This window comes from Arthrobacter sp. B0316-1-20, from assembly GCF_059091865.1.
The window spans coordinates 21,031-47,602 of sequence record NZ_JBNHHC010000033.1; the positions used below are offsets into that span (position 1 = coordinate 21,031).

The following is a 26,572-nucleotide window of genomic DNA, read 5'->3' on the forward strand; positions in this document are numbered from 1 at the left end:
TGAGAGTTGAGAGGAGGACCAATGCAACAGACCCTGAACCCCTGGGTTACCCGCCCCACGGCTGACGATCCGGCTGAGGAAACCCGGGCTGCGGCTGTCCCGCCGGCGGCGGTCATCAGCACACCGCTGCGGGGCATGATCGAGCCAGACGCGGCAGACCGGTTGGCGTCCCGCAGCATGGCCGGCACAGCCCGTCTCTGGGTTGTTGGTACCCATGGGGGAGCGGGTGAAAGCCGGATCGCTGACCTCATCGAATCTGCCCGTTCCACGGATCATTGCTGGCCTGTCCTCCCCAGCGGCGGCAGCCCGCGGGTGCTGCTGGTCTGCCGCGCAGACATACGGGGCCTGACAACTGCCAGGAACGCACTCACCCAGTGGGCGTCAGGCGCCGCCCCGCAGGTCGACCTGCTCGGCCTCGCCGTCCTTGCAGACGCCCCTGGAAAGACACCCAAAGCGCTTCGGGACTTCACCGCCCTCGTAGGCGGCGGGGCGCCACGATTCTGGACTCTGCCCTGGGTGGATGCCTGGCGGCACACGGACACCACAGCGCTGCCAGCCGTCCGCGAATACCAACGCTTCATTACCGACGTGGCCGCCCTGGCCACGGCAACCAACCACTGAAAGGTCTCACCATGAACACGTTCACTGCACTCTCAACAAGCGTTATTCCCAACCCCACCCCCGTCGTCCCCGCGCAGGCCGGCGGTCTGCTGACCATCCTGAACTGGGCCTCCGGTATCGGCCTGGTCCTGGGCGTCCTGGGCGTCATCATCGTCGGCATCGGCATGGTCATCCAGCTCCAGCGCGGTGAAGGCGCACAGGCGATCGGCAAGCTCGGCTGGGTCCTCATGGGCTGCATCATCATCACCGGTGCCGCAGGCATCGTCCGCGCCTTCGTCTAAGCCAGCACCATCAACGGGAGGTTCCGTATGAGCCAGTCAACAGAGAGCACCACCGAAAGCAATCCGTTCACCAGGCCCGGGTTCATCATCGCGGCCGCGCTGGTGGTCGCGCTGGTTGCGGCAGGGATCGTCATCTTCCTTCTCCCCAAGGGGCAGAGCGATGCCCGCCCCATACCGGACCCAGCGGAATCCGCCTCAGCTGCAGCAAGTCCCAGTCCCGCCCGTGCAGACAAAAGCATCTGTGGGCTGCCTTCTTCTTCTGACACAGCCCTAGGAGCGGCTCCCCAATCCAAGTGGGAACTGGTCGGCCGCATGGCTGCACCGACTGAGCCCACGACTTCCGGCCCAGGTTTGACCGACGCCAGCGGCTTCCGTTCATGCTTTGCACACTCACCGACTGGAGCACTCTATTCTGCGGCGAACGCCGTCGCTCTCGGTTCCTCCGCTCAGGACGAGGTCAAGCTCGCGGAGCGGCTACTGGTACCGGGCGCTGGCAGGGACGCGGCCATCAAGGCTGCGACAACACGAAGTTCATCGACTGAATCCAGTCAAAGCGCACAAATCAGGGGCTTCATCCTGAAGTCCTACAGCCCCACTGAGGCCGATGTTGATTTGGCCTTTCAGCTCCAAAACGGGGCCTTGGCGCACAGCGTCCTCTCGCTGCGGTGGGTGGACGGGGACTGGAAGGTTAAAGCCTCAGATGATGGCCAGATATTCACTGGCACCGCCCAGCTCCCCGATCTGAGCGGCTTCATTGCCTGGTCTGGGGTGTAAGCGATGGCTGACTGCAAACTGGGTGACATCACGTGCGTTGCCGGCAACGTGGTATCAGGAGCCGTGGACGACGCTATAACCAACCTGGGCATGGCCATCACTGAAGGCATGAGCCAGATGGTGACGACGTTATCCACGTTCTGGGTTTCCATGCCGACCGTGAACCTGGCCAGTGAGGACGGATCAGAAGCGAGTCCCGTGGTATCCGCCGTGAACAGTGAGCTGATGCCCTGGACTCTGACCCTGGCCGTCCTTGCTGTGATTATTGGCGGCATCCGGATGGTCTGGGAACAGCGCGGCGCGCCCCTAAAGGATTTGCTCCGGTCACTTCTCACACTCACCCTGGTTTCAGGACTCGGTCTGGGAGTCATCGCCATATTGGTGATCGCAGCCGATACCTTCGCGGCCGCGATCATCCAGCGGTCCACGGATGGCAAGGGTTTTGCCGAGGCAATGAATGGCCTGGTTATGACCGGTCAGAGCGGTATCGCCCAGTTCATTCTGATCGTTCTGGGCCTGGTTGGTTTGATCGCATCTTTGCTTCAGATAGTGCTGATGGTTGTCCGCAGCGGCATGCTGGTGATCCTGGCGGGCATCCTGCCCACCACGGCCGCATTCACGAACACGGAAATGGGCAGGCAATGGTTCCAAAAGGCCGTCGGCTGGACTATCGCCTTCATCCTTTACAAGCCGGCGGCGGCGATCGTGTATTCGGTCGCGTTTCTACTGATGGGCAACACCAGCGGCCGTGACGCTCTGGTGGGTTCCATCAGCGGGTTCACGTTGATGATCGTGGCGTTGTTCGCGCTTCCAGCCTTGATGCGGTTCGTCACCCCAATGGTCGGAGCGGTTGCCTCCGGAGGTGGCGCGGCAGCTGGGGCCGCGGTCGGTGCTATTGCGACCGGGGCTGTCTCCATGGGCCGTCCCGGCAGTGGGCGAGGTAACGCAACACCGATGCCGGCCAGCAGCAACAGCACGTCCACGACCCACAGCGGCAGCTCTCCAAAGGGCAGCGCTGGCTCTTCGGGCCCACGGGGTGGGGGAGGACAGCCGACGCCAGGCACTACAGGCCCGGGCGGAGCAGCCGGTAAAGCCGGCACGGCGGGAGCGGCAGCACCCGCCGGAAGCGCTGCAGCCACGACCGGGGCCGCGGCTACCGGCCCGGCAGGCATGGCCGTAGCCACCGGCGTCCAGGTGGCGTCCAGGACATCAGAAGCAATCAAGACGACCGCGCAGGATTCAACGGGGGAGGGCCCCAGTGGCAGCAATTAACACCGAATACAAAGAACCGTCCTACGGCAACTGGCGCGTCCCGCGCTCAGCCGGGCTGGGCAATCTCGGCGCTATCGGCACCGGCATCGTCATGGTCGGCCTCCTGTTGGGCATCGTCACCTTCGCCATCTGGGGCCTGATCGTTGGCCTTGGCGTCCTCGCCGTTGCCGGCGCCTGCGCACTGCTTCTGACCGTCAAGGACAAACACGGTCAGTCCGTCGTGGACCGTCTGGGTATTCGCATGGCGTTCAAGGTCTCGAAGTCCTCTGGGACCAACCTGTACCGCTCGGGGCCGCTGGGCGTGACTGAATGGGGCATGTACCAGCTTCCCGGGCTGGCAGCGAAGTCCACCCTGTACGAGTTCACCGACTCCTACAAGCGCCCCTTCGCCATGCTGCACGTCCCGGCCACGAGCCACTTCACCGTGATCTTCTCCACCGAACCCGACGGGGCCTCCCTCGTGGACCCGGAACAGGTCGATGCCTGGGTCGCGAACTGGGGCGGCTGGCTCGCCGGACTGGCCGACGAGGCCGGCCTGGACGCGGCCGCCGTCACCGTTGAGACCGCACCGGACTCCGGCTACCGGCTGCGGAATGAGGTCATGTTGAATATCGACCCGGACGCCCCTCAATTCGCCAAGGACATGCTCCACGAGGTCGTCGACACCTACCCGGAAGGATCAGCCACGGTCCGCGCCTGGGTTTCCCTGACCTTCAACGCCTCCCTGCGCGCGGGCTCGAAAAAGCGCACCCCGGAGGATGTCGCCCGCGACCTGGCCTCGCGGATCCCCGGTCTTTCGGCCCGGCTGCAGTCCACCGGCGCCGGGATCGCCCGGCCCATGTCCGCGCAGGAACTTTGCGAGGTCGTACGGATCGCCTACGACCCGCCCGCAGCGCTGATCATCGACGAGGCCCACGCCGCCGGCACCCCGGTGTCGCTGACCTGGGGCGAGGTCGGCCCGACCGCGACGCAGGCCAGCTGGGACGACTACCGGCACGACTCCGCGTTCTCTGCCTCCTGGACCATGACCGGGGCTCCCCGCGGCTCCGTGAACTCCTCCGTCCTCTCCCGGCTTCTGGCCCCGCACGGGGACATTGACCGCAAGCGCATCTCCCTGCTTTACCGTCCGATGGACTCCGCCCGTGCCGCAGCGGTAGTTGAGCGGGACCAGAACAACGCCAACGTCCGCATCACCTCGGGCACCCGCCCGACAGCCCGGGCGCTGGTGGATGCCCGCTCTGCTGCGCAGACCGCCCAGGAAGAAGCCCAGGGCGCCGGTCTGGTGAACTTCGGCATGGTCGTCACCGCCACGGTCACCGACAAGGAACGCCTGCCGGACGCCGTTGCTGCCATTGAACAGACCTCCGGCACCGCCCGCGTGCTGCTGCGCCGCGCCTACGGCTCCCAGGACACCGCGTTCGCGGCGTCCCTGCCCCTGGGGCTGGTCCTGCCCAAGCACAGCATGGTGCCCTCCGAAATTAAGGACGCCCTCTAATGGCCCGCATGAAGCTTTTGTCAGCAAAGAAGGCAAAGACAGTAAAAGCCCCGGCAAAGGAAGCAGGGCCTGGCTCGCGGGGCTGGACCGGGAGGGGCGGCGGCATGGCCCAGCTCCTGCCGTCCGTGCGGGAGTACCGGGGAACCACGGTTCAGGTCTGCGGTCTATGGCCGTTCTCATCCAGCGCATCGTCTCCCATGATTGGGGTGCCGCTGGGCCGCCATGAGGAAACCCAGGCAACGGTGTGCTGTGACCCGATCAGCTGGTTCCAGCGTGCACGGCTGATTTCCAACCCCTCGGCGTTCATCCTCGGCAAACCCGGCCTCGGGAAGTCCACGGTGGTGCGCCGGATGTTCATCGGTCTCTCCGCCCAAGGCGTGCACCCGCTAATCTTGGGCGACCTCAAAGGCGAGCACGTCAAAGCCGTGAAAGCCCTGGGCGGGCAGGTCATCAAGCTCGGCCGCGGCGTCGGATACCTGAACATCCTCGACCCCGGCCAGGCCGTCGAAGCGGCCCAGCTGCTGGAAGACGGCGGCCACCACGAAGATGCAGCCAGGGTCCGTGCCGACGCGCACGGCCGTCGACTTACCATGGTCGTCTCCCTCATCACGATCAGCCGGAACAACCCTCCCACGGACCAGGAACAAACGATCCTGGACCGGGCGCTGCGCGTCCTGGACGAACGCTTCGACGGCGTCCCGGTCTTGAAGGACCTGCTGGACGTGATCGTTTCCGCACCGGACGAACTGCGCCAGGTCGCGCTGGACCGCGGCGATATGAACGTCTATCTGCAGGAGACCCGGGCGCTGGAAGCAACGCTGCTGGGCCTGACCGGGGGAGGAAAGCTCGGCGAAATCTTCTCCCGCCAGACAACTAACCCCATGAAGCGTGACCGGGCCGTGGTCTTCGACGTCTCCAGCATCGACGAGACCGAGACAGACCTGCAGGCAGCTGTGCTGCTGGCCTGCTGGTCCTACGGATTCGGCACCGTGAACGTCGCCCACGCCCTCGCCGACGCGGGGCTGGAGCCGCGCAGGAACTACTTCGTGGTTCTGGATGAGCTGTGGCGGGCCCTGCGTGCCGGCAAGGGCATGGTCGACCGGGTGGACGCCCTCACTCGGCTTAACCGGTCCGTCGGCGTCGGGCAGATCATGATCTCCCACACCATGTCCGACCTGCTGGCACTGCCGGCAGAGGAGGACCGGATGAAAGCCCGCGGCTTCGTCGAACGTTCGGGCATGGTGATCTGCGGCGGGCTGCCGGCCTCGGAGATGCCGCTGCTGACCTCCGCGATCCCGCTGTCCCGGCAGGAACAGCAAAAGCTCATTTCCTGGCAGGATCCGCCCGCGTGGGACTCCCGTGGTGTAGACGTCGAACCGCCAGGGCGTGGGAAGTTCCTCATCAAGGTCGGCGGTCGTCCCGGAATCCCGGTCCAGGTGGGCCTGACCTCTGTTGAGCACGGCCCCGACGGGGTCAACGACACCGACGGGAAATGGCACGGATCCCCGGAACCGATCCTTGACCCGGCCGCACCCATCGTGCCAACTGAAGGAGGCTCATTGTGAGCGCACCGAACCGCAAAGGCATGGGCCTTGGCGACGCCGTCCTCGTATGGCTGGCCATCGGCTTTATCGTCGTCTTCGGTGGCGGCACGTATGCGGCCGCACATATCGGCTCCTGGATGGCCGGCATTGACGCACCGCCGGCCCACCCCATTGACCTGATCGCCGGGCTCATCAAGGGCAAGGTGCCCTGGCCAGCCCAGTCCACCATCGTCGTCTGCGTCATGGCCGGCCTGATTCTGGCCCTGGCCGTCGTCGTGTTGGTGGCGTGGCGGCAGGGCGCGTCCAAGCGTGCCCGGGTCGATAAGGCCGCCCGCTACCTCGGCCGCGGAAAGTCCCTGGCCGCGTTCTCCGACAAGGGAGCGCAGGCCAAGGCCGAACGGCTGGGAATCAAGGACAACCCCGGTATCGTCGTGGGCAAGGTCGTCTCCACCGGCCGGAAATTCGTCCAGTCCTGGGAAGACCTCAGCCTCGATATCTGGGGACCACGGACCGGTAAATCGACCTCCCGGGTGATGCCCGCGATCCTGGACGCACCAGGGGCTGTGGTGTCGACGTCGAACAAGCGTGACGTCGTGGACGGCACCCGTGGCGTCCGCGAGGCCACGGGCCGGGTGTGGGTGTTCGATCCGCAGAAAATCGCCCAGGAGGAACCTCACTGGTGGTGGAACCCGCTCTCCTACGTCACGGACGAAGAGAAGGCCTACAAGCTCACCCAGCACTTCTCGGTCGGTTCCCGGGTGCCGGGATCCAAGCCGGACGCCTACTTCGATCCCAAGGCCGAAGACATTCTCTCCTCGTACTTCCTCGCGGCCGCATTGGGCGGGCTGCCCATCACCCAGGTCTACCTCTGGGTGACGGAGCAGGTAAACCGCGAACCCATCAACATCCTCAAAACACATGACTACGAGCTGCAGTACAAAGGCCTGGAGTCCACGCTGGAACTGGCAGACAAACAACGGGACGGCATCTTCGGCACGGCCGAGAAAATGATCCAGTGCCTCAAGAGCAGGAACACGCTGCGCTGGGTCGCCCCGACCGGGAGCGCGAGCGTGGCTACCGATGCGCGCCGTCAGTTCAACCCGCACACGTTCGCTGCCTCACAGGAGACGATCTACATCCTCTCCAAGGAAGGGGCCAGCTCGGCCGCCCCGCTCACCACCGCACTGACGGTAGCCATCGCCGAGGCCATGGAAGAACGCGCCGAACGCAGCGGCGGACGCCTGCCCAAGCCCGCACTGTTCGCCCTCGACGAGCTGGCCAACGTCGTCCGCTGGGCCGGGCTGCCCGACCAGTTCAGCCACTACGGCTCCAAAGGCCTGATCGTCATGGGCATCCTGCAATCCTGGTCCCAGGGCGTCGAACTCTGGGGCGAGGCAAACATGCGCAAAATCTGGTCCGCCGCAAACGTCAAGGTCTACGGCGGCGGCGTGGCCGAAGAAGGATTCCTCCGGGCACTCTCGGATCTAATCGGCGACTACAGCTACATCAATGTCTCCGTCTCTTCCGGCAAGTCCGGGTCCAGCCGCTCCCGCCAGGAAGGCAAGGAACGCATCTTCGATGTCTCCAACCTTGCCGAACTCGACCGCGGCCGCGCGGTGGTCCTCGCCTCGGGGGCACCGGCAACGCTGGTGCGCACACTGCCCTGGTACACAGGCCCGCACAAGGAAGCCGTGGAAGCGTCCATCCAGAAGTACAGCCCGCAGCCCGAAGCTGAGCCAGTCCCGGTCTCAGCCGCGCCGAACGCTAATCCCTGGGTCACGCAGTAAGGAAGCGCCTCACTCATGGAAGATGATTTCGGACTATTCGATACCGACGCCCCCGCTACCAGCCAGAGCGGGGACGGAAAGACCGCGGAGACACCGGAGCTCGTCTACGGCTCGGCCGAAGAATTCCTGCACGAGCAACTGCTGCCCACATATGTCCGCAGCGTCACCGGGAAAACAGCAAAATGGTGCACCGAGTGGTACTTCCACCCCGAAGCAGTCTCACGTGTCGCAGCCCTGTGGCGCTCCTGGGAACACCTACGCCTGGACGCTGCCACCGGCATGAGCATCTGGTGGCGGGACCACGCAGACCACCACATGAGAGTCCTCCTGGACCCACAAGGACCGTTCTACAACTGCGACATGAAAGAACACCGCGACCCCGAACACCTGGAACCGAAGAAAGCACCCGTGGGCTGGTTCCCGGACGTGCGGACGCAACCTGAATGAGAGTCCCGCAAGACGTTCAAAGTCTCCCGCCGGGCTCTATGGGTTTCCACGAGACTAAGGAAGGCCGAAAATTCGGGCTATCCCTGCTGCTCGCCAGCCAACGTCCCAGCGAACTTAGCGAAACAGTCGTAGCGCAGTGCGGCGCTGTCATAGCCCACCGTCTGACGCACCACGCCGACCAAAACCTGCTCCGCCACGCGACATCTCTCAGCTCACGTTCACTACTTGATCAGCTTCCCGGTCTGGCGCAGCAGCACGCCCTAGTCACCGGGGTGAGTACGGGGGTGCCAGTTGCTGTCCGCATCCGCGACATCACAGACGCGCCTAAGAGCAACGACCCGGACTTTATGAGCACGTGGGCTGACGCCGAGAAACTTGACGAGCTGCCGGCTCACATAGATCGCGTTGTTCGCCGTTGGATCGGCGCTAGCGAGGAACACTAGATACCTACGAGTTCGGCGAATCGGGCGTCCGTCACCTTCGTAGCGCTTTGCCGTGCAAGCCCCTCATGGCGAGAGTGCCATGGCAAGTTCGGGCTTCGGACGCCCACGGGGCGACCTGCCATGGCAGTTGGACTCCACCGATTCCCCCGGGACTCTTGCGATCAACCTAATACTGCTAGAGATCCGCGGGACGCTGCTGCGTGTACACGCTCCGAATCTTGAGCGGGAGATGGCGGCGGGCGCCCTTGTTGTTGACAAGCGGCCGGTCGATCAGCGGGACCGCGACAGTGATCTGCCAGGTGCAGTCTTATTGATCGAAACGTTCTTGAGCGGCGGCTCGATCCTTCCAGCCCCCCGCCGGATCGTGGTCGTCTGCAATGAGGGCTACAGCTCCAGCCTCGCTGCGCCCACGTTGCAGCGGCTGGGGCTACGCGGACCGAAACAGCGCCATCAGGCCCGAATTAGTGGTTGACGGGGGTAGTTTTGGGAAATTGATGCATCCAATTCCTGATTCCTGGACATTATTAGATATGGGCAGTGATGAGGAGTTGTGGCCGCAGGCTCAGGCCGGGGACGGCACGGCTTTCGGCCTGATATTCGACCGGCATCGGGACCGGATATTCCGCCATAGTCTCCGCTATCTTCGATCTGCCCAGGATGCTGAGGACGTCACCGCAATGGTGTTCTTGGAAGCGTGGAGACGCAAGTCTGATGTCAGAATGACCGGAGGGTCCATCCTCCCCTGGCTGCTCCTAACGAGCAACAACGTCATGCGGAACCACAACCGCTCCAAGCGCAGGTATCAAAGACTTTTGGACAAGCTGCCTCGGCAGCATGTCCCTGATCACTCCAATGATGTAGTTGATGCCGTTCAGCGAGCGGCCCGGGATCAGCAGATTAGGACGGCATTCGGCCGCCTCAATGCACGAGACCAAGATATTCTCACGCTCTGTGTCTTGGAAGGACTCAGCACCATGCGGGCAAGCGCAGTCCTTGGCATTCCACACGGGACGGCGAAATCCAGGCTTCTTCGCGCTAAGGAAAAAATGAGGGCACTACTACCCCCTGAACTATCAATACATTCCACCACTTGAAGGGAATCTGCCATGACCTTTGAACCGACTTTCGACCCGGTTCGAAGCGCCGCCGTGCGCCAACTTCTCGTGAATACGGCGGCATCGACAGCCGTAAATCATAGTTACAGGCTGAAGGGTAAGGCCAGGCTGGTTCTTGGCGGAGCCATTGTCAGCACTATGGCGCTGACAGGAGGTGCACTGGCCGTCGCCGAAGCTGGTTGGATCCAACTACCTTGCGCGATAACCAATTGTCAACCTGAATATGCCGAGGTAACCGACTGGCCAGTCAATGCACATGGCGAAACATACGGCGTACAAGGGGACAGCCCAGTTGCGCCTGACCTCGTCAGAGTACACGCCTCCAACGGGAAGACGGGGTATGTCTGGTCTCGGGATCTAGAAGGCCCGATGCCAACAAGTCCTGAACAGGCGCTTGAATGGCAGAGGGCACAAGAAGGAAATCCGCGGGTTATCGATGTTTATGAAAAGGATGGTCGGACGCTCATCGGGTCATTTCGTATCGGCCCATAGGTTAGCCTCGGTCGATAAAACAATATACCGCCCGGGCATTGCAATTAGCAATGCCCGGGCGACATATGGAGAGGTTAAGAACCGCTCTACTCAGAAGTTGTGAGACCAAGGACTTCTGCTGCCTGACGATGTATGGTAAAAGTTCCAATGACTTTTGTTCCACCCACGTCATATAGTGGCAGAACAACGTCGTCACGCCCGTTTTTATTCTGCCAGGCAACGGCTTCTGCCGGCGAGCTAAAAGAGGGTTGATAATCGAGGTCGTCAGCATAGACGTACCCCACTACACCGCTATCACCCTCAGCTCTGATCAGATCCGGCTCTGTTTCCGGGGAGAAGGCCTCTGCTGCAGACCCATACGTCAATCCCTTCTGATTGACGGGGTAGCTAGGAGCCACCCTTCCCTCGTTTACCTCTTCAGCAGATGGGAGGCCAGCGCCTTGGGCGCCTAAGGCCGCTACCCCGCCTAACCCCATAGAGCCTACGAGTGCGGCCCCAAAGATCACTTTGCTCACGAAAGGTTTCATTGCGCCAACTCCTAATAGTTCACGTTCCTGGTTTTGAAGGTGTAGTAGCTGTTGTAACCGTTCCCATTCCATGCCCGGGTCACCCCGTAACCGTAGTAGCCGTCGGATCCACATGAACCAGAAGTGGCTATCCCATGCCCGTGAGCGCTCGCGTCGTTGTATAGGAAGCCGGTCTCCGTGCACAACGTTCCGTTATCGCGGAAGAGCCGTGCGTTGGCACCGGCATAACCCGCTGGATAATTCCCGGATCCGTTCCTGCCCACGAAAGTTCCTGCATATAAGCGGGAGGTGTTGGAAACGGAGGCGTAATTATAGTATGAAATGCCAGAAACCGGCCCATAATAACTATTGGAGCTGTTATACGTGACAGCCTGGGCCACGCCAAGGCCGAATACTGAAGTAAAGCCGACAATAAAGGCCAATGTTAGCCTATACGCCCTGCGGCGAATCGGCTTTGGTTCGCAGTTTCGTTTCTTGACAGTTTTCATGAGCACTCCTAGAGTCAAAGCTATTTGCACTAACAATTGCTCAATAGCGGATTCGGTTTCGTCCTTGACAGTGCGTTGAAGATGAAACGCGAAAAATCGCCCATGCGGAGGGATGAACCATTCAGCCTAACCAGAATGCCTTCGCTCTCCCACGGCCGCACCATCTTGAATCGGATCCAATCTAGAAATCAATGATGGTTCTGCCCAGTTGAACAGACATATGTGCAACCTGGAAGTTTAAACCGAAGAGTGTTATTGAAACGTTGCATCGACGAGGGCGGACGCTATTGTGTAGCGTTTCTGCACGAGTATCGATGGGCCGGGATTGGGCGGCTTTGGCCGTTCCTATAAGCCCCTCTTGGCGCCCTGGGCAGTTCGGGCTTCGGGCTTCGGGCTTCGGGCTTCGGGGCCAGAGTGCCTGTTAGGGGCGTGGCCAATGATGGGCAAAAACCGGGAGTTCTAGCAGCTTTTTCCACTCCCGCACTTTAAATGCTGATAATCGACGTTATGACAAGTAATTGCCCGAGGCAACGACCGGCACGGTATCGGCGGCGCAGATCATCTGTCTCAGGCTCGATGCAGAGCCGCCATCCAACGCAGCCATTGAAGACACCTGGCCGATACTGGACCAAGCCAGCCCCATCCACAGGTGAAGGTCCGGTGCGGCATTCCGGCCCCGGTCCCGATCTACTCTTGGTTCCAGAATGCGCTGAGTGCATGAAGAGCCCAGGGTGCGTCTGTCATTTCGGTATTCTCCATCCGGAGCGTCTGGTCCTCAACCCCTCGGGGGTACCGGAAGTAGTTTTCGGTCGGATCGGCTGCGGCAGATTACACCGCAAAACTGAAAATCGCTGAAAATGCATGAGGCGCGCGGGTGCCGGCAAAGGCTCCCGCGCGCCTCATTTTGCTTTGTGTACTTGGGCTTAGAGATACTCGGTAGTCAGGTTACCCGAGTAACAGACGACCATCTTCCATTTGTGGGCCACCGGCTCCAACTTGCGCGGAACACGGGTCAAGCTCGCCGCCCTTTGATGCCGAAGGTAACGGATTGGACACGACGGCTAATTGGCGAGCGTAGCCCATTGACGAGGCACTACCGATGAATTTATCTGCCCCTGAGGGGAACGTTTCACCCCTCGCGCTTTCACTAACTGAACGTCCCTAACTAGACAGAAGGAAGTTCACTGATGAAATTGTTCAAATTGCCCGTCCCGGTAATGATAAGTGCCCTGGTACTTACCTTCCTGGTACCGTCAGCCGCGTTAGCATTGGACACGGGCTCGCTTACCAAGGTGGTGGACCACGTGAGACAAATCTTCTTATAAGTGACACCGCGGAAAACTTCAATAGCCGCGGCTGACTCCGGATGGCATATGCACTAATCGTGACATCAACAGTCTCCGACTGGGTTTAAGACCTTGGGATTTCCTTGGGGTTTGTAAATGAACTCAAAAGCGCATTGCCAAGCAAACTTACTGAAGGCACACTTTCAGATATCCCGCATGGGGCGGGCGAAACACCGACTTATGGGGGACCTGAATGGGAGTCCGGCGTGTTCTTTTAGCGAGCGTAATTACTTCAGCTCTGACTGTTACGGGAGCTGGCATTTCATCCGCCGCGACCCTCCCGACCCTAGGCACAAATTCACCGACAACCACACCGACAGCAGACGCCGCTGTGCCTGCAGCAGATGAAACTGCATCCGATACAACCCAGCAGAGCCTGTCGGACACCGCCGCCCTGTCCCCGCTTTCGGGCCCGGACGGGCACCTGGCCGGCAGCCGAAAGGCCGCCGAAATGGTGGGGCGCGATCTGACCGACAACGTGCGCTTGGAGTGGAACCCTGTCACGGGGAACATCCTGCTCACCGGGGACCTGCTCCATCTGGAGGGCGCCGACCGCGACATCGATATTTCATGGCGGTACAACAGCATCAACGATGACGGTCCCATGCTCTCTGCGGGCACTCTCGAAACAGCGCTGAAAGTCGGTGCCGACAATTCGGTCACCTACACGGCTGCCGACGGCGGCGAATACAAATTCGTGCCCAAGGCCGGCGGCGGCTGGACCATGCCGCCAGGATTGAACGCCACGATCACCGCATTCAGTTCCACCGCCGTGACGTTGAGGCTCAACGACAGCGGGGAAACGAATTTCTACCAGAAAGTCAACGGTGTTTTCCGGTTGACGCATGCCGGGCATCATTACAGTGCCGCCGCCGACCGCGTCACCTACGCCTATGACACTTCCGACCGTCTGGCGAGCATAACCACACCAAACGGGCGAAAGGTCACCTTCGAATACGCCGACCCCTACACCAATTCCCAGCCCTCAATGATCACCGATTCGACCCTCGGCCGATCGATTGAATTCGACTACAACACCTCCGGCCAAATGACCGACGTGAAAGACGCCGCAGGCGGAGAGCACGAGTTCGATTACGAAGGCGGACTGGTAAGCGAGTACACAGATCCCCGCGAAACAGACACGGATATCGACTACTACAGCGACGGCAAAGCCGAAGAAGTCCTCTACGGCGGAGAATCAGCGGGAACCTCGCACTACTTTTCCTACGGCAGTTCGTCCATCTCATCCGGGGCCGACACAAGCAGCGCGAACACCTCATATCTGACAGACGCCGGCAACCGGCAAACCGCCTACATGTTCAACTCCGCCAGGCAGGTCACTAAGATCACCGACCCGCTCGGACACACCACCACGAAAACCTACAACGCCCACGACGATGTGCTCACGACCCTGGACAGCCTGGGGAACCTGACCACCACGACCTGGAACCCAAACAACACCCTCGCCACCATCACGTCGCCCGCCGGGGCGGCCGGCGGGACCGGGAAGCAGATCTCCTACACCTACCCCGCCCCCACTACAGGGGAGGCCTGGCTGGAGTTCCAACCCCTGTCTTCAACGGACAGTGAAGGCAACACCACTACCTACACCTACGACTCCGTCACCCAGCGCCACTATCAAACCGTGACGCCCTCGGGGCAAGGCGGAACCCTTGCGAACCGCTACCAGGGCGATGCCGCAGGGACCTCCTGCGGGGCCTTGCGCGGACAGCTGTGCAAGACGATCGACGGCAAGGGCAACACCACCTCCTTCACCTACGACGCCTCCCGCAACCCGGTCACGATCACCCGTCCCGCTCCGCTCGGAGTCGTCACCAACACCTTCGACGCCGCCGGCCGGGTCGCGACAACGAAGGACGGCAAAAACCAGACGGCCACCTACGCCTACGACAGGATGGACCGGCTCACCGAAACCCGGTACGGATCCACCTGCTCTGCAGCAACGTGCGTGACCTACGCCTACGACGGGAACGGCAACCTCACCTCCCGCACCGACGCTGCCGGCACCACGACCTACACCTACGACAGTCAGAACCGGCCCAAGAACAAGACCATCGGCGGAATCACCACGACCTTGGCTTGGGACCACGCCTCCAACATCACCTCCTACACCGACCCGGCCGGGACCGTGGCCTACCGCTACGACGACGATGACCGGCTCATCGCCCTCGCTGCGCCAGGTGGCTCCTGCCCGGCCACCCCGGTGTTCCCGAACAGCACCAAGTGCACCGGCTTCAGCTATGACAACAACGACCGCCGCACCGTGGTGAAGCACCCGAACGGGGTGAAGAACACCACGGTCTATGACAGGGCCGACCGCATCACGAGCATCACCGCGACCAACAGCTCCAATACCGTGCTCTCCAAGCGGGCCTACACCTACACCGTCGGGGCCACCGGCAAGGACGGTGCGCTGCGCAAGACCATGACTACCGAAACCGGGGCTCTCACCACCTACGCTTACGACAAGATGAAGCGGCTCACCCAGGCAGTGACCGGGGCCAGCACCGAGGCGTGGACCTACGACGCCAACGCGAACCGGCTCACCTCAGCCAAGACCGGCGCCGCCACCGTGCATTACGCCTACAACGCCGCCGATCAGCTTTGCTGGACCGCCCCCACCGCCGGGACCTGCGCCACACCCCCAACAGGGGCAGCGACCTACACCTATGACGCGAACGGGAACACCACCAAGGCAGGTGCCCCGACCAGCGTGTACAACGTGTTCGACCAGATGACTTCACACACCCGCTCCGGCACCACAACCCCGTTCACCTACGCCGGGTCATCCAACACCGAGCGCACCACGGCCGGGACCACCAGCATCCTCAACGGGCTGCTCGGCATCACCCGCACCACCACCGGCAGCAACAGCACCTCGTTCGTCCGCGACAACGAAGGCGAGCTGCTCAGCATGACCAACAGCGCCGGCACTTTCTACTACACGGCGGACGCTCTCGGTTCCACTATCACCCTGACCGACAGCAACCAGGCCAAAGCCGCCAACTACACCTACGACTCCTGGGGCACCACCACCGCCACCGGACCCCAGGCTGGCAACAACCCCTTCCAATACACCGGCGGCTACAAAGACACCGCCACCAACCTCACCAAACTCGGGGCCCGCTACTACGACCACACCACCGGACGATTCACCCAGCCCGACCCATCCAACCAGGAAGCCAACCGGTACGCTTACGCAAAATGCAACCCCACTAATAACACCGACCCCACCGGCTTGGTTAGCCTAGACTGCGGCTTTTCTATCGCTATGCTAGGGATTTCAGCAATCGGCCTCGTTGCTGCGGCGTCCTCGGTGCCTGTGACAGGTCCTGTCGGTGTAGGAACTGTTATCGCGCTAGGTACTACCATTGTCGGGGGCGCGGGTTCGGGGGCGGCTACGGTGGTGGCATGCACATGAGCCGCACCTTTATCGTGATCATGTCCCTGCTCGTAATTGCCGGCGTCATGCTAAGTGTTGCTGCCGAAACAACCGAGCTCTCGGTCGCGGGGATAGTGGTAGCTGCCTGTGGCGCCCTCGGTGTGGGGTCCGCCATCTACTCCAGGAACCGCCGCTGAGTAGCGACTCTCTGATCGTCACGCCTGACATCGTTTCGGCCTGTTAGGACCCGCTCAGATAATGACGGTGCAACAACAAAGCGCCCCTGTTCCTCAAGTAGGAGCAGGGGCGCTTTTTGCCGCGCGGGCCGTAGACCCGCGTCGCGTTTACGGGACCTAACCACAGGGAATGTCGGTTGCAGAATCCCTGGTGCTTCATGGGTACTGCAGCTTTGACATGCGGACAACGAACCGTTCAAATTTTGTGGAGGATACTAACTACATGAACCACTTAGGTTGGATAATTGCCCTGCTTCTGGCCCTCGTCCTAGCCATATGTCTCGTGCTTTACGGGGTGCGCAGAACTCGTGTCACTAATGAAATGACTCAGAAGAGCGGCGTCTCTGTTTCTGGAGCAACTGCATCGGCCTCACTCGTTTGGAAGCACGGTGTCGAGTCGCTGAAGAGCAGAGCGGCCAACCTTGTCGAGAGCAACCCTAAATACTCGAAGATCGAGTTCATGCCTGACAGGCTTGAAATAGTGGTCAAGCCGAACATATGGACGTGGGGAGAGGTCATCACGGTAGCATTTCCAAGCATCGAGGACTCATCAAAGGTCGATGTAAAGTGCTCTCCTCGCGTAAAAACCACCATGTATGACTACGGACAGTGCGGAAAAGATTTGGCGGAGTTCATCACACATATGAAAGCCGCCTAGACGCGACCCACCTGACCACGGCGGTCACAGCAAAGTGCCCCTGTTCCTCAAGTAGGAGCAGGGGCGCTTTGCTGTCGTGGAACGGCGAATGTTTGGCTGCAGGTAGGTGCCTGACCCCGTGGAAGCCGGTACCGGAGCAGGGGCACTATCACGCATCAGGTTGTAGCCGGCCCAGCAGGCGCAGGAATCCGAGCGGGACGCAATCGGCGAAGACACGCCGTTCCTATTGGTCGTGCAGGTTAGCCCGTCGTATCTTCGGTCCAGTCGAGAGCGGCGGTCAGCCGGTCGGCGTCGGGCAATTCTTTGCGTACCTCGGCAGGCAGGGACTCATAGGTGTAGGAGGCGACGGCCATGGGTGAAGTGGACCTGCCGAGGCTGTAGCGGACGGTGTGGTCGTTCTTGCTGCCGCAGATCAGGATGCCCACAGTGTCGTTGTGCGCTTCGCGGCGGAGCCTGTCATCGACGAGGGCGATATAGAAGTTGAGCTTGCCTGCGTATTCGGGCTGGAACTTGCCGGTTTTAAGTTCGATGACGAAGTAGCGCAGTTGCTCGACGTGGAAGAACAGCAGGTCAAGGTAGAAGTCGTCACCGCCGACGTCGAAGTGAACCTGGCGGCCGACGAACGCGAACCCGGGACCCATTTCCCGCAGGGTGTCGGTGATGCGGTCCATGAGCGCTTGCTCGAGATCGCGTTCGGCAACCTCCCCGGAGAGGTTAAGGAATTCGAAGTTGTAGGGGTCCCTGGCGGCCTGCTGGGCCAGCTCCGAATCCGGTGCAACAAGCCGTTGCACAAAGTTTGACGGCGCCGTACCGGTCCGATCCATGGACTTGTTCATCATCATGTTCATCAGGACGTTCCGGGACCAGCCGTACTCCACAGCGGCCGACGCGTACCAGGCCCGTTGCTCCGGTGTCTGCGCCTTGTCCAGCAACACGGTGACGTGGCCCCACGGCAATTGTGCAACAGGCTGTTGCACAATTGGATCCGGCCAAGCAGCAGCGAATCCGCGCATGTAGAACAGGTTGCGCCGCGACAATCCCTTCATCTCCGGGAACTCTGCCCGCAGATCGTCTGCCAGCCGTCCCATCACACCACTCCCCCAGCTCTCGACCTCCTGGCGTTGAAGGATGGTGTGGCCGATGGACCAATACAGCTCGATCAGTTCGGTGTTTACGGCCCGCAGCGCCTTGGTGCGCGCGGTCCTGACCCGATTTTTGAGTTCGCCCAGCAGGTCGGTGTAGCCGTTGGGGAGGGAAAGGTCGCCGGCTGGAGTCATGGATTCGATCCTATCTATCCGGAAACTACTTCATGGCCCCGAAGGTTAGTGGCAGGCAGTCGAAGATGCCCGGGTTCGGGGCGCGTGTGCGGGAGAGAAGTGAGGCCCGGCGTTCAGGAGGACTTGTGGCCGTTGTAGGCGCAACTTCTTGAACGGCCCTTCCTTGTCCATGAGGATTCGCATGTGCGGGTCGGCATGGTTCAACCACCAAGTGCTGACTCCAAGGGCCGGCTCCAGCCGGAGGTGTTCCCACGCGCGCCAGATCCAAAGAACTTTGGACTATCCGGCCAGGCTCAACCCGTTCGCGTTATCCGGTGCTAAGCACCAGGATCGTGGCCCAGGATACGGAGCAATACACTCCTGAGAATGGGAGACCGCCCCCGGGGGAAGTCTCCCCATTCGTTAGACCGGGCGGCCTATCGGGAAGGGCCGCTCTTGGTCCGTTCCGCACCCATGGCTGCCCCTGGGCGGGTCTTTTTGGCTTTGGCTGTGCCTTTACCCAGGGTGATGGCTGCGCTGGGGTGCGTCCCCTCGCTGCGTTCCGCCGCGGCACGGCCTCGGATTTGGGTTTCGTTGGCGCCGGTAGTGGCAAGGGATGCGGCGAAAGCTTCCTGGCGCTCGGCGGAGCCGTAGCCGGCGGACGAAGCAGTTTCTGCTCCGGGGCCTTGGTCTTTGAGCCGGCTGCTGTCGTTGCCGGTGACGCGGTTTTCAATCTCGCGGCCGACGCCTTCGAGGCGGGTGAAGAGTTCCTTCTCGGCTTGTTCGTAACGCTTTTCCATTGACGCCCGGTGTGTGCCTTCGAATCCGCCTTCAGCCAGGAGCCTGGCTTCGTGCATGTCCTTGGCGGCTTTGACGAACGCGGGATCCTTGAAGTGTGAATCGCCGACACCGTTGAGGTGGGCGGTGGTTTCTTGGCGCAGTTGGTCGATGTCGGGTCCGTTGATCCCGTCTTTGCCGATGAGGTACAGGCGTTCCTTGATCTCGGCATCGGCCGCTGCCATGGCGTTGGGGGTTTTCGCGGTGTGCGCGCGCTGCAGGGCCTTTGCGAGCTCGGGGTTGGCCAGGTACTCGACGGGTATCTGGTGGCGTTCCATTTCAGGGGCCAGTTTCTGGGCCTGGGCGCGGAGTTCTTCGGCATGGACCGCTGCGAGCAGTTGCATGGCCTTCTTGTGTTCGGCGGCCGCCTTGCGTGTCTCGTCCTGGCTGGTTGCCAGCGCGTCCTGTCGGGCCTTTTCCGTGGTGATGGTTTGGAGATATGACTCCAGATAGGCGCCGTCCGCATCGACGTCGTGGGTGTCGATGGCGTAGCGCGTCAGGACTTCCTGACGGATTCTTTCCGAGGCTGCCAAGGCGGCGGGGTCATGGTCTTTCCAGCCCTCCGCCACGGCATGCACGCCGGCGATGTCATTGGGCTGGGCTTTGTCCCACCACTGGTCTTTCTCCACCGGTGCCAGTGCCGCGCGCGCGGCACTGCGCTCGGCCGCGAAGCGCGTCCCGGCGTCGTGTGCTGCCTGGGCGTCCCGGTGTTCCTGCTGCCGCAGGGATTCCTGCCGGTGCCGGGCAAGTGTTTCGGCAATGCGTGAGGCCATCAGCAGGGCCTGCCGCATTCCGTTGTCCAGGACATCATCCATTCCGTCCGAGTCACTCATGGCGTTCCCCTTATCCCTTGGTGTGATTCTTTATCGGTCGAGCACAGGTCCGGACCCGCGCCCTGTGTGTTGGCGGGTTCTTGCCGGGGTTGGAGTGGCCGGCACGGCCAACCCAGGGCGGGTGGGAACCATGCCGCGAAGGCCAATCTCCACCGGCTTCGGCACGGTCCTCCGCTCTGGTGCTGTCTGTTCCGGTGCGTCGGCCGTGACTGGTCGCGGCATGGACGCCGCGAACGGTTTCAGCTGCTCGGTGACGATGGCACGGATCCGCTGCGCTTCCCTCGTGCGCCCGGACTGTTGGTGCATTTCGTGGATGGCGAAGGCAGTGTTGACCAGCTGCAGCATGAGCGCTGATTGGGCAGCCGTTTTGTTCTTGCCCGAGGCCGCCATGAACAACATCGCCGTCCCGGCAACGGAAGGCAGGGGCACGGGTTTTCCATGTGCCTTTGGCGTCCTGAGTTGGGCTGTGCGGGACAGTTCAGCCGCGGTGGCCGCCAGCGGTCCGGGCGTTGGTTCCAGGCAGTGCGACCACGCCGCAAAGGCACCGGACACTTCCCGTGCAGCCTTCGCCCACGTGGCGTGATCATCATGCGGCAGTGCCCGCAGCTGCTGAACCAGTTGCGTTGCGTTACGGGTGTACTCCTCCCACATTTCTGCCGGCGGTATTGCCTTCTCGGGGCCGGTCCTGGACACCTTGCGCTTATTGCGGGCAGCTGCGTTCCATTCGGCTGCAGCTTCCATCGCCAACTGTGGCGAGTCCCTCCATCCTTCCCGCAGCGCGGTGAGCTTGAGGTCGGAGGCGAGGGTGCCGCCACCGAACCAAATAGGCCGCTCCCCCGGCTTCGGCCGCTCGGCTACCGAGTACCCAACAATGACGTCCGTGGTGTTCTTCGCATAGCGCGGCCGGACCAGTAATCCGGTGTCGCGGGCGCGGCGGACGAACTCCGCTTCGGATACCGACGCGCCTGCGCTGGCACGCACCTTCCGTGCCAGCGACCACCGGTGCATTTCACGCTCATCCCTGACCGCAGTGGCCTTCTCGGCACGATCGTAGCCGCGGGCTGCATGCACTGTGGAGAGCTGTTCCAGCCCGTACTTGACCTCCAGCTCCCGGCAGGTGTTCTGCGCACGCTTGTAATCACCGTGCGTGGAGGCTTTGGTGCCGTCCTCCCGGACCAGGGACACCGCAATGTGGATGTGGTGGTTCCCGTTCTCGCTGGTGCCGTGGTTGATCGCAGCCCACCGGCACTGCGCCTTGCCGCTGGCTTCGGTGAAGCCCATCGCGTCCACGAAGTCGTTGGCGATATCACCCCACTGCTGGTCCGTCAGCGGGCCTTCTTCGGCGCGCAGGCTCAGCGAGCAGTGCCACACGTCGGCCTGCTTATACCCGTTCTCCACCCGCCGCTTCGCCGCCTGGTCCCAGCGGAAGTCCTTCTGCCGGACCTCGACCCCGTAGGCCCTGCGCGGCTGGTCCAGATGCTTCGCGATCGCCAGCGCATCGGCGTGGTCCAGGACCCCGTCGTCGTACCACGCCATGATCGCGGCATCACCCGCGACCAGGTGCGGATCCGTGTGCGCGTTCTTCGTCTTATCCGCATCGGTCGACGCCAGATACACCAGGAGCCCCGCCATTCTCGAGCCACGGGTAATGTTCGGAATCATCTCCCTACATCAGCCCCTCGACCGCGCGATCGATCCGCCCCGCCACCTGACGCACATACCCCAGCACCACGGCCGCATCCTCCGGGAAATCCTCCCCCGCGTTGGCATGCCGGGCGATCTGGTTCACGTTGTTCGACACCCGCGCCAGCAGGGTGTGCAGGGCCATCAGCTCGGCCATCGCCGCCTTACGCTCCGTGGGTGTCTCGGCAGACTCGGACAAAGCAGCGGACATCAGCAGGTTCGGCACCGTCACCCGCTCCCGCGCCGCCCGGGCAACCAGCCGCGCTTCCTCCTCCGCGGTCACCCACACGGTGCGCCGCTTCTTCGAACCCGCCGGCGCGTTCTCCCGCCGCCGCTTCCCCAAACGGCCTCGCCCGATCGGTTCCTCACCCAACGCGCTTTCACCGCCCTTCCCACGACCCTCAGAATGCCCAGCGCAGCGACCCCGGAACCCCGGGGACCACACCCCCAGTGTGCCCGACTCGACAACAAATGTCGAAAGGTTTCACCACTTACGGGTACGTAAGTGTATAGCTTGCTCCGCCGGGGCTGAGTTTTGGAGGCGAGGCACCCTGGGGCCGTGAATCGGACCTGTCGTGCCGTCCGGTTAGGCTGGCATCATGGCTACCCTCGATATTGAACAGACACGCAACCAGGCCCGCGCACTCCTGGACTCACGCATCGAATCCGTCACCGCACTGGTGAAAACCCGCCAACGGATCACCGACCTCAAAGAACAGCTCGCCGCAGCCGAGCGTGACGACAAGCGCGCCTACGTGCGTGCCACCAAGGACGGCTGGAGCCCCGAGGAATTAAAGAAGCTCGGACTCGAAACCGGCGCCGCCGGCCGCCGCAGGAAGGCCGGCGGCCGCTCCGCTACCAACGATTCCGTGGCATGCACAGATAGCGCCGCGACACCGGCAAACCAGTAGCGTCTCCCCTCGCCCACCTGTGCACGGCAAAAGCTAAATCCTCCGGGCTTTTCCCGCACACACCTGGACGACGGGACCCAGCCGACCGGCTGCACACAACCGCCAGGTCACCACCGGCCCCGACACTCACCACCGCACCCCGGCGGTCATGCACAGCCTCCACTTCGGGGCGGTTGCCAGCGGCAGACTTTCCCACGGCCCACGCCGTCCTGCGCCCGACCCGCCGGCAAGGCGGGGCCGGCCCCTTTTCAACCGTGGACAACACCGACTGAGGCGCCGGCGGAACCCAAGAAGGCCGGCACCCTTCCAGGTGCCGGCCACAACCGCCCTGCTGCAGGACGGGGACCTCCGGCACCAGCGTTCAGGGATGTGTGGACAGCGCCCGTCCCGTTGCTGCGCCGGCTGTTCGGCCGGGCCGGGGCCAGCTCTAGCTTCCCGGACTGCTGACCGATACTTCACCGGTTTCCAGGGTTTGCCTCAGGCAGTCTGCAATTCGCTGGGCATCTTCTGCCGTGGCTGAAGCGACCAGTTTGATGCCCAAGTGCGAGGAAGGCATATCCGCAGACTGAAAGGCTTCTTCAATGCTTCGGTCATTCAAGCATTGTTGATAGGGGCCGCTTCTCGCACCGAGCACGCCCACCTGCCACCGGTCCGTTGCCCCATCCGGGGCGCCCGGGTCTGCGTCGGCGCCACTGGCCCCGCATCCCGTCATGGACAGCACGATGACGGCCCCCACCACTGCAACGAGACCCCAACGTCCGGCGCCCATCGTTCCTCCACGATTCATCCGCTCCTTAAAGGCGAACATACCTTCGCTCCTATGAAGCGTCCAGCTACTGGAGGGCACGCCGCAGCGTGACCGAGTTTAACAACTCCTCCGGAAGCAGAGAAGGACGGGTGCCAGCCCTTCCCGCTCCTGCGCCGGCTAGACTCCGGGCAGGAAGACCGCGTGCCCCGTTGACACTCAATATAGGTGAGTCGATGATTGCGACATGATCCGACAGCAAGTCACACCCCTCCGTATAATCCTCGGTGCGCTTGCTCTTGGCGCCCTGCTGACCCAACTAGTGGTGGTCCCATGGGCCGCCGCTGAGTACGCCAACGCCTACCCCGAGGTTGCGTATCTGGCGGCACCCTACATAACGGCAATCGTGGTTGCGATCATCGGTTTCGAGGTGGCTTTGCTGGCAGCCTGGCAGCTGCTCTCGGCCGCGGCGGCGGGCGAGGCTCTGAACAGCCGGTCAAAGCGATGGGCAAATGTCCTGGCAGCATCGCTAATCTTCATGGCAGCGATCTTCGCAGGTGTTTGTGTACACGCCGGTTCCTTCGCAGCCGTCGGCGGTCCTCCGATGTTATTCGGACTTCTTGCCTCTCTAGCCCTTGTGCCCGTCGCTTTCACTCTCAGAAACAGGGCCGTGGATTTCTTGCAGGGCGATGATGCCCACCGCGTATCGCGGTAAGTTGCTCCGTCTGAGCATAGCGATTTGCAATGCCAGTTCGGATGCCTGCGCGGAGCGTACCGATGACCAACCCGTAGCATGTCTCTTATCTACAGGAGGCAACTACGGCCGTCACAGCGAGCGAAGCCAGGCGCAACCTCGGCCGCCTCATCGAACGGGTCAACATCGACCGCACCGAAATTGAGATTGTGTCAAAACGTGGATCTGCGGTGCTTATGTCGAAGGACCGGTACGACGCGCTAGTGGAAACAAGCTACCTGCTGGGCTCACCCAGGAACGAGCGCCGCCTCATGTCGGCCCTTGAGTCCGTGCGCGAGGTCGAAACCGTCGAGCACAAGCTTTCAGAACCGTAACCAGACGCACGTAGCCTTGACCGGCTAGCGTCATGACCACCTGCCCCGGACGAGGCATCGAATTTTTAAAGCGTAAAAAGGTAGCTGTCTAAGGAAACCTCGGATGACTTTAAGCCGATAGCATCTGTCACTTCGGCGCGCCGCCAGATCAAAGGTGATCCGTGGCATAGGTTCGAAGTGCCCGCTCCCACTCAACAAACCCGTACCGAGCGGGTAACCACCCGCTAAGCGTCTCAAGTGCAGATTCATTGTCCGAAACGAGCGGGTCGTCCCTAGATGAGCGTTGTCCCGAAAGCGAGGATCCGGTGAAGGCTGACCACTATGACAAATTCGCCCTGAACTACGCGGCGGAGAACGCATCCAGCCTCCTTAATGCCTACTACGAGCGTCCGGCGATGATCGACCTCGCCGGAAACGTCGACGGCCACCGGATCCTGGACGCCGGATGCGGTGCCGGACCCCTGTCCGCCGCGCTGGCCGCCAAAGGCGCCATCATGACCGGCTTCGATGCCAGCCCTGCGATGGTTGAGTTGGCCAGACAACGGCTGGGACAGAGCGCGGACCTGCACGTAGCCGACCTCAGCAAACCGCTCCCCTTCGCGGACGATTCCTTCGACGACGTCGTATCGTCCCTGGTCATCCACTATCTCAAGGACTGGTCGGAACCCCTGGCCGAGCTGCGGCGGGTCCTGAAGCCGGGAGGTCGCCTGATCCTGTCGGTAAACCACCCCTTCGTCTACAAGGTCATCGAGCCGGACGCTGACTACTTCGCTATCACCGAGTACTCGCAGGAGAACGACTTCAATGGACAAACCGCGACGCTGACGTTCTGGCATCGGCCGCTGCACGCCATGACCGATGCGTTCACCGAGGCGGGCTTCCACCTGAAGATGATCAGCGAACCGCCCGCCTCTCCGGATGCACCCCGGGAGCTTTTCCCTCCCCACCTCGAAGACCGGACAGCGTTCGTGGCCTTCATCTTCTTCGTCCTCGAAGCAAGCTGAGGGAGCCGACCCACCAAGCCCTATCCCAACCCCCCATCGAGAGTGTTATCGGCCGGTTGTTCAGCTGTTGCGGGTGAGTCCAGCTTGTACGGATGAAACGATTCGATATGATCGGCGTCGAACGAGTCGGCGGGGGTGCCCGGCGATCCACCTCAGTCATGTGACGGACTCAGTCCGGGAAACAGAAGGGGCGCCTCCCTATGATTGCGCTGCTGATCGCTGCTGCTTCGGCCCTGATTTTGTCGTTGAGCGGCACACCGGTGCTCGCTCGCTACCTGGTCAAGAAGAACTTCGGCCAGTTCATCCGCGAGGATGGACCCACCTCCCACCACATCAAGCGTGGCACTCCCACCATGGGCGGGGCATGGATCATTGGGTCGGTGGTGATCGCCTATTTTGCAACGCACGGCATCATGATGATGCTTGGTGCATCGCCCGGCCCGACAGCCTCGGGGTTGTTGCTGCTCATGGTCACCGTCGGCATGGGCTTCGTAGGCTTTATTGATGACTACATCAAGGTCTCCAAGCAGCGCAGCCTTGGGCTTACTGCGCCGGCGAAGATCATCGGCCAAACCGCAGTTGGGATAACGTTCGCCGTTCTCGCTCTCAACTTCCCCAATGAGAACGGGCACACTCCGGCCTCCACCGCAATCTCATTCGTTCGGGACACATCCTTCGATTTAGCCTTCGCCGGGCCGCTGATCGGCGCAATCTTGTTCATCCTATGGTCCATCCTGATCCTCACCGCGACATCCAACGGCGTAAACATCACCGACGGGCTGGATGGCCTGGCCGCGGGGGCGTCAATCTTTGTGTTCGGCGCATACATGCTGATGGGCATCTGGCAGTTCAACCAACGATGTGCTGATCCCAGTGTCCCGATCAATATTTGCTACGAAGTGAGAGATCCGCTCGACCTGGCCCTGATCGCGGCTGCGCTGTGCGGCTCCCTTGTCGGATTCGTCTGGTGGAACACCACACCGGCGAAGATCATCATGGGTGATACCGGATCACTTGCCCTCGGGGGCGCGATCGCAGGGTTCGCGATTCTGTCCCGCACTCAGCTGCTTCTGGTCGTCATGGCCGGTCTGTTCGTGATGATCACCCTGTCCGTCATCATCCAGGTGAGCTTCTTCAAACTCTCCGGCGGCAAGCGCGTCTTCCTCATGACGCCGCTGCATCACCACTTTGAATTGAAGGGCTGGGAACAGGTCACAGTGGTGGCCCGCTTCTGGATGATTGCGGGCTTTTTCGTCGCCGTCGCCCTTGGAATCTTCTACGCCGAATGGGTTGTACTGCTCTAACA

At 62.0% G+C, this 26,572-nt stretch carries 25 protein-coding genes and 1 pseudogene; 18 read left to right on the forward strand and 8 right to left on the reverse strand.

All coding sequences use genetic code 11. The features are described from left to right. The first annotated feature begins 21 nt into the window (after positions 1-21). The 10 genes from AC5RW2_RS32210 (at position 22) to AC5RW2_RS32255 (ending at position 10,271) form a co-directional block, all read left to right on the forward strand. Positions 22-621 (forward strand): DUF6668 family protein, encoded by a 600-nt coding sequence (locus AC5RW2_RS32210; protein WP_493957946.1) that lies wholly within the window; start codon positions 22-24, stop codon positions 619-621. An 11-nt stretch (positions 622-632) separates the two neighbouring features. After that, on the forward strand, positions 633-902 hold the full coding sequence (locus AC5RW2_RS32215; protein WP_214944378.1) for a hypothetical protein: 270 nt from the start codon (positions 633-635) through the stop codon (positions 900-902). Positions 903-929: 27 nt separating this feature from the next. Then, entirely contained in the window at positions 930-1,676 is a 747-nt protein-coding gene (locus AC5RW2_RS32220; RefSeq protein ID WP_493957947.1) for a DUF8175 domain-containg protein, read from the forward strand. Between the two features lie 90 nt (positions 1,677-1,766). Continuing rightward, positions 1,767-2,948, forward strand: a complete 1,182-nt coding sequence (locus tag AC5RW2_RS32225; RefSeq protein WP_494074933.1) for a TrbL/VirB6 family protein — start codon at positions 1,767-1,769, stop codon at positions 2,946-2,948. Beyond that, entirely contained in the window at positions 2,935-4,443 is a 1,509-nt protein-coding gene (locus AC5RW2_RS32230) for an SCO6880 family protein (RefSeq protein WP_493964507.1), read from the forward strand. The genes AC5RW2_RS32225 and AC5RW2_RS32230 overlap by 14 nt, the downstream gene beginning before the upstream one ends. Next, on the forward strand, positions 4,443-6,008 hold the full coding sequence (locus AC5RW2_RS32235; RefSeq protein ID WP_493941661.1) for a helicase HerA domain-containing protein: 1,566 nt from the start codon (positions 4,443-4,445) through the stop codon (positions 6,006-6,008). Before AC5RW2_RS32230 ends, AC5RW2_RS32235 begins: the two co-directional genes overlap by 1 nt. Further along, positions 6,005-7,774, forward strand: a complete 1,770-nt coding sequence (locus AC5RW2_RS32240) for a type IV secretory system conjugative DNA transfer family protein (protein ID WP_493957950.1) — start codon at positions 6,005-6,007, stop codon at positions 7,772-7,774. The genes AC5RW2_RS32235 and AC5RW2_RS32240 overlap by 4 nt, the downstream gene beginning before the upstream one ends. 15 nt (positions 7,775-7,789) lie before the next feature. After that, the gene (locus AC5RW2_RS32245; protein WP_493941659.1) at positions 7,790-8,221 is read left to right on the forward strand and encodes a DUF4913 domain-containing protein; all 432 of its coding nucleotides are present in this window, start codon (positions 7,790-7,792) and stop codon (positions 8,219-8,221) included. Positions 8,222-9,194: 973 nt separating this feature from the next. Next, positions 9,195-9,758 (forward strand): RNA polymerase sigma factor, encoded by a 564-nt coding sequence (locus tag AC5RW2_RS32250; protein ID WP_493957963.1) that lies wholly within the window; start codon positions 9,195-9,197, stop codon positions 9,756-9,758. 12 nt (positions 9,759-9,770) lie between these two features. Continuing rightward, on the forward strand, positions 9,771-10,271 hold the full coding sequence (locus tag AC5RW2_RS32255) for a hypothetical protein (protein WP_493941657.1): 501 nt from the start codon (positions 9,771-9,773) through the stop codon (positions 10,269-10,271). An 86-nt stretch (positions 10,272-10,357) separates the two neighbouring features. Here AC5RW2_RS32255 and AC5RW2_RS32260 read toward each other — a convergent pair whose 3' ends face one another. Together AC5RW2_RS32260 and AC5RW2_RS32265 are read right to left on the reverse strand one after the other, a co-directional pair. Next, entirely contained in the window at positions 10,358-10,798 is a 441-nt protein-coding gene (locus AC5RW2_RS32260; protein WP_493941656.1) for a hypothetical protein, read from the reverse strand. An 11-nt stretch (positions 10,799-10,809) separates the two neighbouring features. Beyond that, complete coding sequence (locus AC5RW2_RS32265) at positions 10,810-11,286, reverse strand: hypothetical protein (RefSeq protein ID WP_493941655.1); 477 nt, start codon at positions 11,284-11,286, stop codon at positions 10,810-10,812. 1,677 nt (positions 11,287-12,963) lie between these two features. Between AC5RW2_RS32265 and AC5RW2_RS32270 the strand changes: the two genes are divergently transcribed. From AC5RW2_RS32270 to AC5RW2_RS32280, 3 genes are all read left to right on the forward strand, one after another. After that, complete coding sequence (locus AC5RW2_RS32270; protein ID WP_493941654.1) at positions 12,964-16,074, forward strand: RHS repeat domain-containing protein; 3,111 nt, start codon at positions 12,964-12,966, stop codon at positions 16,072-16,074. Further along, the gene (locus tag AC5RW2_RS32275; RefSeq protein WP_493941653.1) at positions 16,071-16,232 is read left to right on the forward strand and encodes a hypothetical protein; all 162 of its coding nucleotides are present in this window, start codon (positions 16,071-16,073) and stop codon (positions 16,230-16,232) included. Before AC5RW2_RS32270 ends, AC5RW2_RS32275 begins: the two co-directional genes overlap by 4 nt. A 169-nt stretch (positions 16,233-16,401) precedes the next feature. Next, a complete protein-coding gene (locus tag AC5RW2_RS32280; protein WP_493941652.1) occupies positions 16,402-16,929 on the forward strand; it encodes a hypothetical protein in 528 nt (175 codons plus the stop codon). 239 nt (positions 16,930-17,168) lie between these two features. Here the strand turns inward: AC5RW2_RS32280 and AC5RW2_RS32285 are convergent, their stop codons facing one another. From AC5RW2_RS32285 to AC5RW2_RS32305, 5 genes are all read right to left on the reverse strand, one after another. Then, complete coding sequence (locus AC5RW2_RS32285) at positions 17,169-18,206, reverse strand: PDDEXK nuclease domain-containing protein (protein ID WP_493957951.1); 1,038 nt, start codon at positions 18,204-18,206, stop codon at positions 17,169-17,171. Between the two features lie 45 nt (positions 18,207-18,251). Continuing rightward, entirely contained in the window at positions 18,252-18,470 is a 219-nt protein-coding gene (locus AC5RW2_RS32290) for a DUF4913 domain-containing protein (protein WP_493957964.1), read from the reverse strand. A 152-nt stretch (positions 18,471-18,622) separates the two neighbouring features. Continuing rightward, a complete protein-coding gene (locus AC5RW2_RS32295; RefSeq protein WP_493957952.1) occupies positions 18,623-19,855 on the reverse strand; it encodes a hypothetical protein in 1,233 nt (410 codons plus the stop codon). A gap of 30 nt (positions 19,856-19,885) precedes the next feature. Further along, on the reverse strand, positions 19,886-21,517 hold the full coding sequence (locus AC5RW2_RS32300; RefSeq protein WP_493957953.1) for a relaxase/mobilization nuclease domain-containing protein: 1,632 nt from the start codon (positions 21,515-21,517) through the stop codon (positions 19,886-19,888). 4 nt (positions 21,518-21,521) lie between these two features. Further along, positions 21,522-21,911 (reverse strand): plasmid mobilization protein, encoded by a 390-nt coding sequence (locus AC5RW2_RS32305; protein ID WP_493957954.1) that lies wholly within the window; start codon positions 21,909-21,911, stop codon positions 21,522-21,524. Positions 21,912-22,137: 226 nt separating this feature from the next. Between AC5RW2_RS32305 and AC5RW2_RS32310 the strand changes: the two genes are divergently transcribed. Next, positions 22,138-22,449, forward strand: coding sequence for a hypothetical protein (locus tag AC5RW2_RS32310; RefSeq protein ID WP_493957955.1), 312 nt, complete (start codon positions 22,138-22,140; stop codon positions 22,447-22,449). 427 nt (positions 22,450-22,876) lie between these two features. Here AC5RW2_RS32310 and AC5RW2_RS32315 read toward each other — a convergent pair whose 3' ends face one another. Next, on the reverse strand, positions 22,877-23,257 hold the full coding sequence (locus AC5RW2_RS32315; RefSeq protein ID WP_493941634.1) for a hypothetical protein: 381 nt from the start codon (positions 23,255-23,257) through the stop codon (positions 22,877-22,879). 184 nt (positions 23,258-23,441) lie between these two features. On the opposite strand from AC5RW2_RS32315, the gene AC5RW2_RS32320 reads away from it, so the two are divergent. The 4 genes and pseudogenes from AC5RW2_RS32320 to mraY all read left to right on the forward strand — a co-directional run bounded on the left by AC5RW2_RS32320 (position 23,442) and on the right by mraY (position 26,570). After that, positions 23,442-23,909 (forward strand): DUF2975 domain-containing protein, encoded by a 468-nt coding sequence (locus tag AC5RW2_RS32320; RefSeq protein ID WP_493941635.1) that lies wholly within the window; start codon positions 23,442-23,444, stop codon positions 23,907-23,909. A 116-nt stretch (positions 23,910-24,025) separates the two neighbouring features. Continuing rightward, positions 24,026-24,262 (forward strand): annotated as a pseudogene (locus tag AC5RW2_RS32325) (type II toxin-antitoxin system Phd/YefM family antitoxin); the annotation flags it as partial. A 305-nt stretch (positions 24,263-24,567) separates the two neighbouring features. Continuing rightward, positions 24,568-25,266 (forward strand): class I SAM-dependent methyltransferase, encoded by a 699-nt coding sequence (locus tag AC5RW2_RS32330; RefSeq protein WP_493941636.1) that lies wholly within the window; start codon positions 24,568-24,570, stop codon positions 25,264-25,266. A 200-nt stretch (positions 25,267-25,466) separates the two neighbouring features. Continuing rightward, entirely contained in the window at positions 25,467-26,570 is a 1,104-nt protein-coding gene (mraY, locus tag AC5RW2_RS32335; protein ID WP_493941637.1) for a phospho-N-acetylmuramoyl-pentapeptide-transferase, read from the forward strand. Positions 26,571-26,572: the final 2 nt, after the last annotated feature.

What these genes read in the sequence shown, in the direction of transcription:
- AC5RW2_RS32210 (WP_493957946.1), top strand. Translation starts at nt 22, where the DNA reads ATGCAACAGACCCTGAACCCCTGGGTTACCCGCCCCACGGCTGACGAT.
- AC5RW2_RS32215 (WP_214944378.1), top strand. Translation starts at nt 633, where the DNA reads ATGAACACGTTCACTGCACTCTCAACAAGCGTTATTCCCAACCCCACC.
- AC5RW2_RS32220 (WP_493957947.1), top strand. Translation starts at nt 930, where the DNA reads ATGAGCCAGTCAACAGAGAGCACCACCGAAAGCAATCCGTTCACCAGG.
- AC5RW2_RS32225 (WP_494074933.1), top strand. Translation starts at nt 1,767, where the DNA reads ATGGCCATCACTGAAGGCATGAGCCAGATGGTGACGACGTTATCCACG.
- AC5RW2_RS32235 (WP_493941661.1), top strand. Translation starts at nt 4,443, where the DNA reads ATGGCCCGCATGAAGCTTTTGTCAGCAAAGAAGGCAAAGACAGTAAAA.
- AC5RW2_RS32245 (WP_493941659.1), top strand. Translation starts at nt 7,790, where the DNA reads ATGGAAGATGATTTCGGACTATTCGATACCGACGCCCCCGCTACCAGC.
- AC5RW2_RS32250 (WP_493957963.1), top strand. Translation starts at nt 9,195, where the DNA reads ATGGGCAGTGATGAGGAGTTGTGGCCGCAGGCTCAGGCCGGGGACGGC.
- AC5RW2_RS32255 (WP_493941657.1), top strand. Translation starts at nt 9,771, where the DNA reads ATGACCTTTGAACCGACTTTCGACCCGGTTCGAAGCGCCGCCGTGCGC.
- AC5RW2_RS32260 (WP_493941656.1), bottom strand. Translation starts at nt 10,798, where the DNA reads ATGAAACCTTTCGTGAGCAAAGTGATCTTTGGGGCCGCACTCGTAGGC.
- AC5RW2_RS32265 (WP_493941655.1), bottom strand. Translation starts at nt 11,286, where the DNA reads ATGAAAACTGTCAAGAAACGAAACTGCGAACCAAAGCCGATTCGCCGC.
- AC5RW2_RS32275 (WP_493941653.1), top strand. Translation starts at nt 16,071, where the DNA reads ATGAGCCGCACCTTTATCGTGATCATGTCCCTGCTCGTAATTGCCGGC.
- AC5RW2_RS32280 (WP_493941652.1), top strand. Translation starts at nt 16,402, where the DNA reads ATGTCGGTTGCAGAATCCCTGGTGCTTCATGGGTACTGCAGCTTTGAC.
- AC5RW2_RS32285 (WP_493957951.1), bottom strand. Translation starts at nt 18,206, where the DNA reads ATGACTCCAGCCGGCGACCTTTCCCTCCCCAACGGCTACACCGACCTG.
- AC5RW2_RS32295 (WP_493957952.1), bottom strand. Translation starts at nt 19,855, where the DNA reads ATGAGTGACTCGGACGGAATGGATGATGTCCTGGACAACGGAATGCGG.
- AC5RW2_RS32300 (WP_493957953.1), bottom strand. Translation starts at nt 21,517, where the DNA reads ATGATTCCGAACATTACCCGTGGCTCGAGAATGGCGGGGCTCCTGGTG.
- AC5RW2_RS32310 (WP_493957955.1), top strand. Translation starts at nt 22,138, where the DNA reads ATGGCTACCCTCGATATTGAACAGACACGCAACCAGGCCCGCGCACTC.
- AC5RW2_RS32315 (WP_493941634.1), bottom strand. Translation starts at nt 23,257, where the DNA reads ATGTTCGCCTTTAAGGAGCGGATGAATCGTGGAGGAACGATGGGCGCC.
- AC5RW2_RS32320 (WP_493941635.1), top strand. Translation starts at nt 23,442, where the DNA reads ATGATCCGACAGCAAGTCACACCCCTCCGTATAATCCTCGGTGCGCTT.
- mraY (WP_493941637.1), top strand. Translation starts at nt 25,467, where the DNA reads ATGATTGCGCTGCTGATCGCTGCTGCTTCGGCCCTGATTTTGTCGTTG.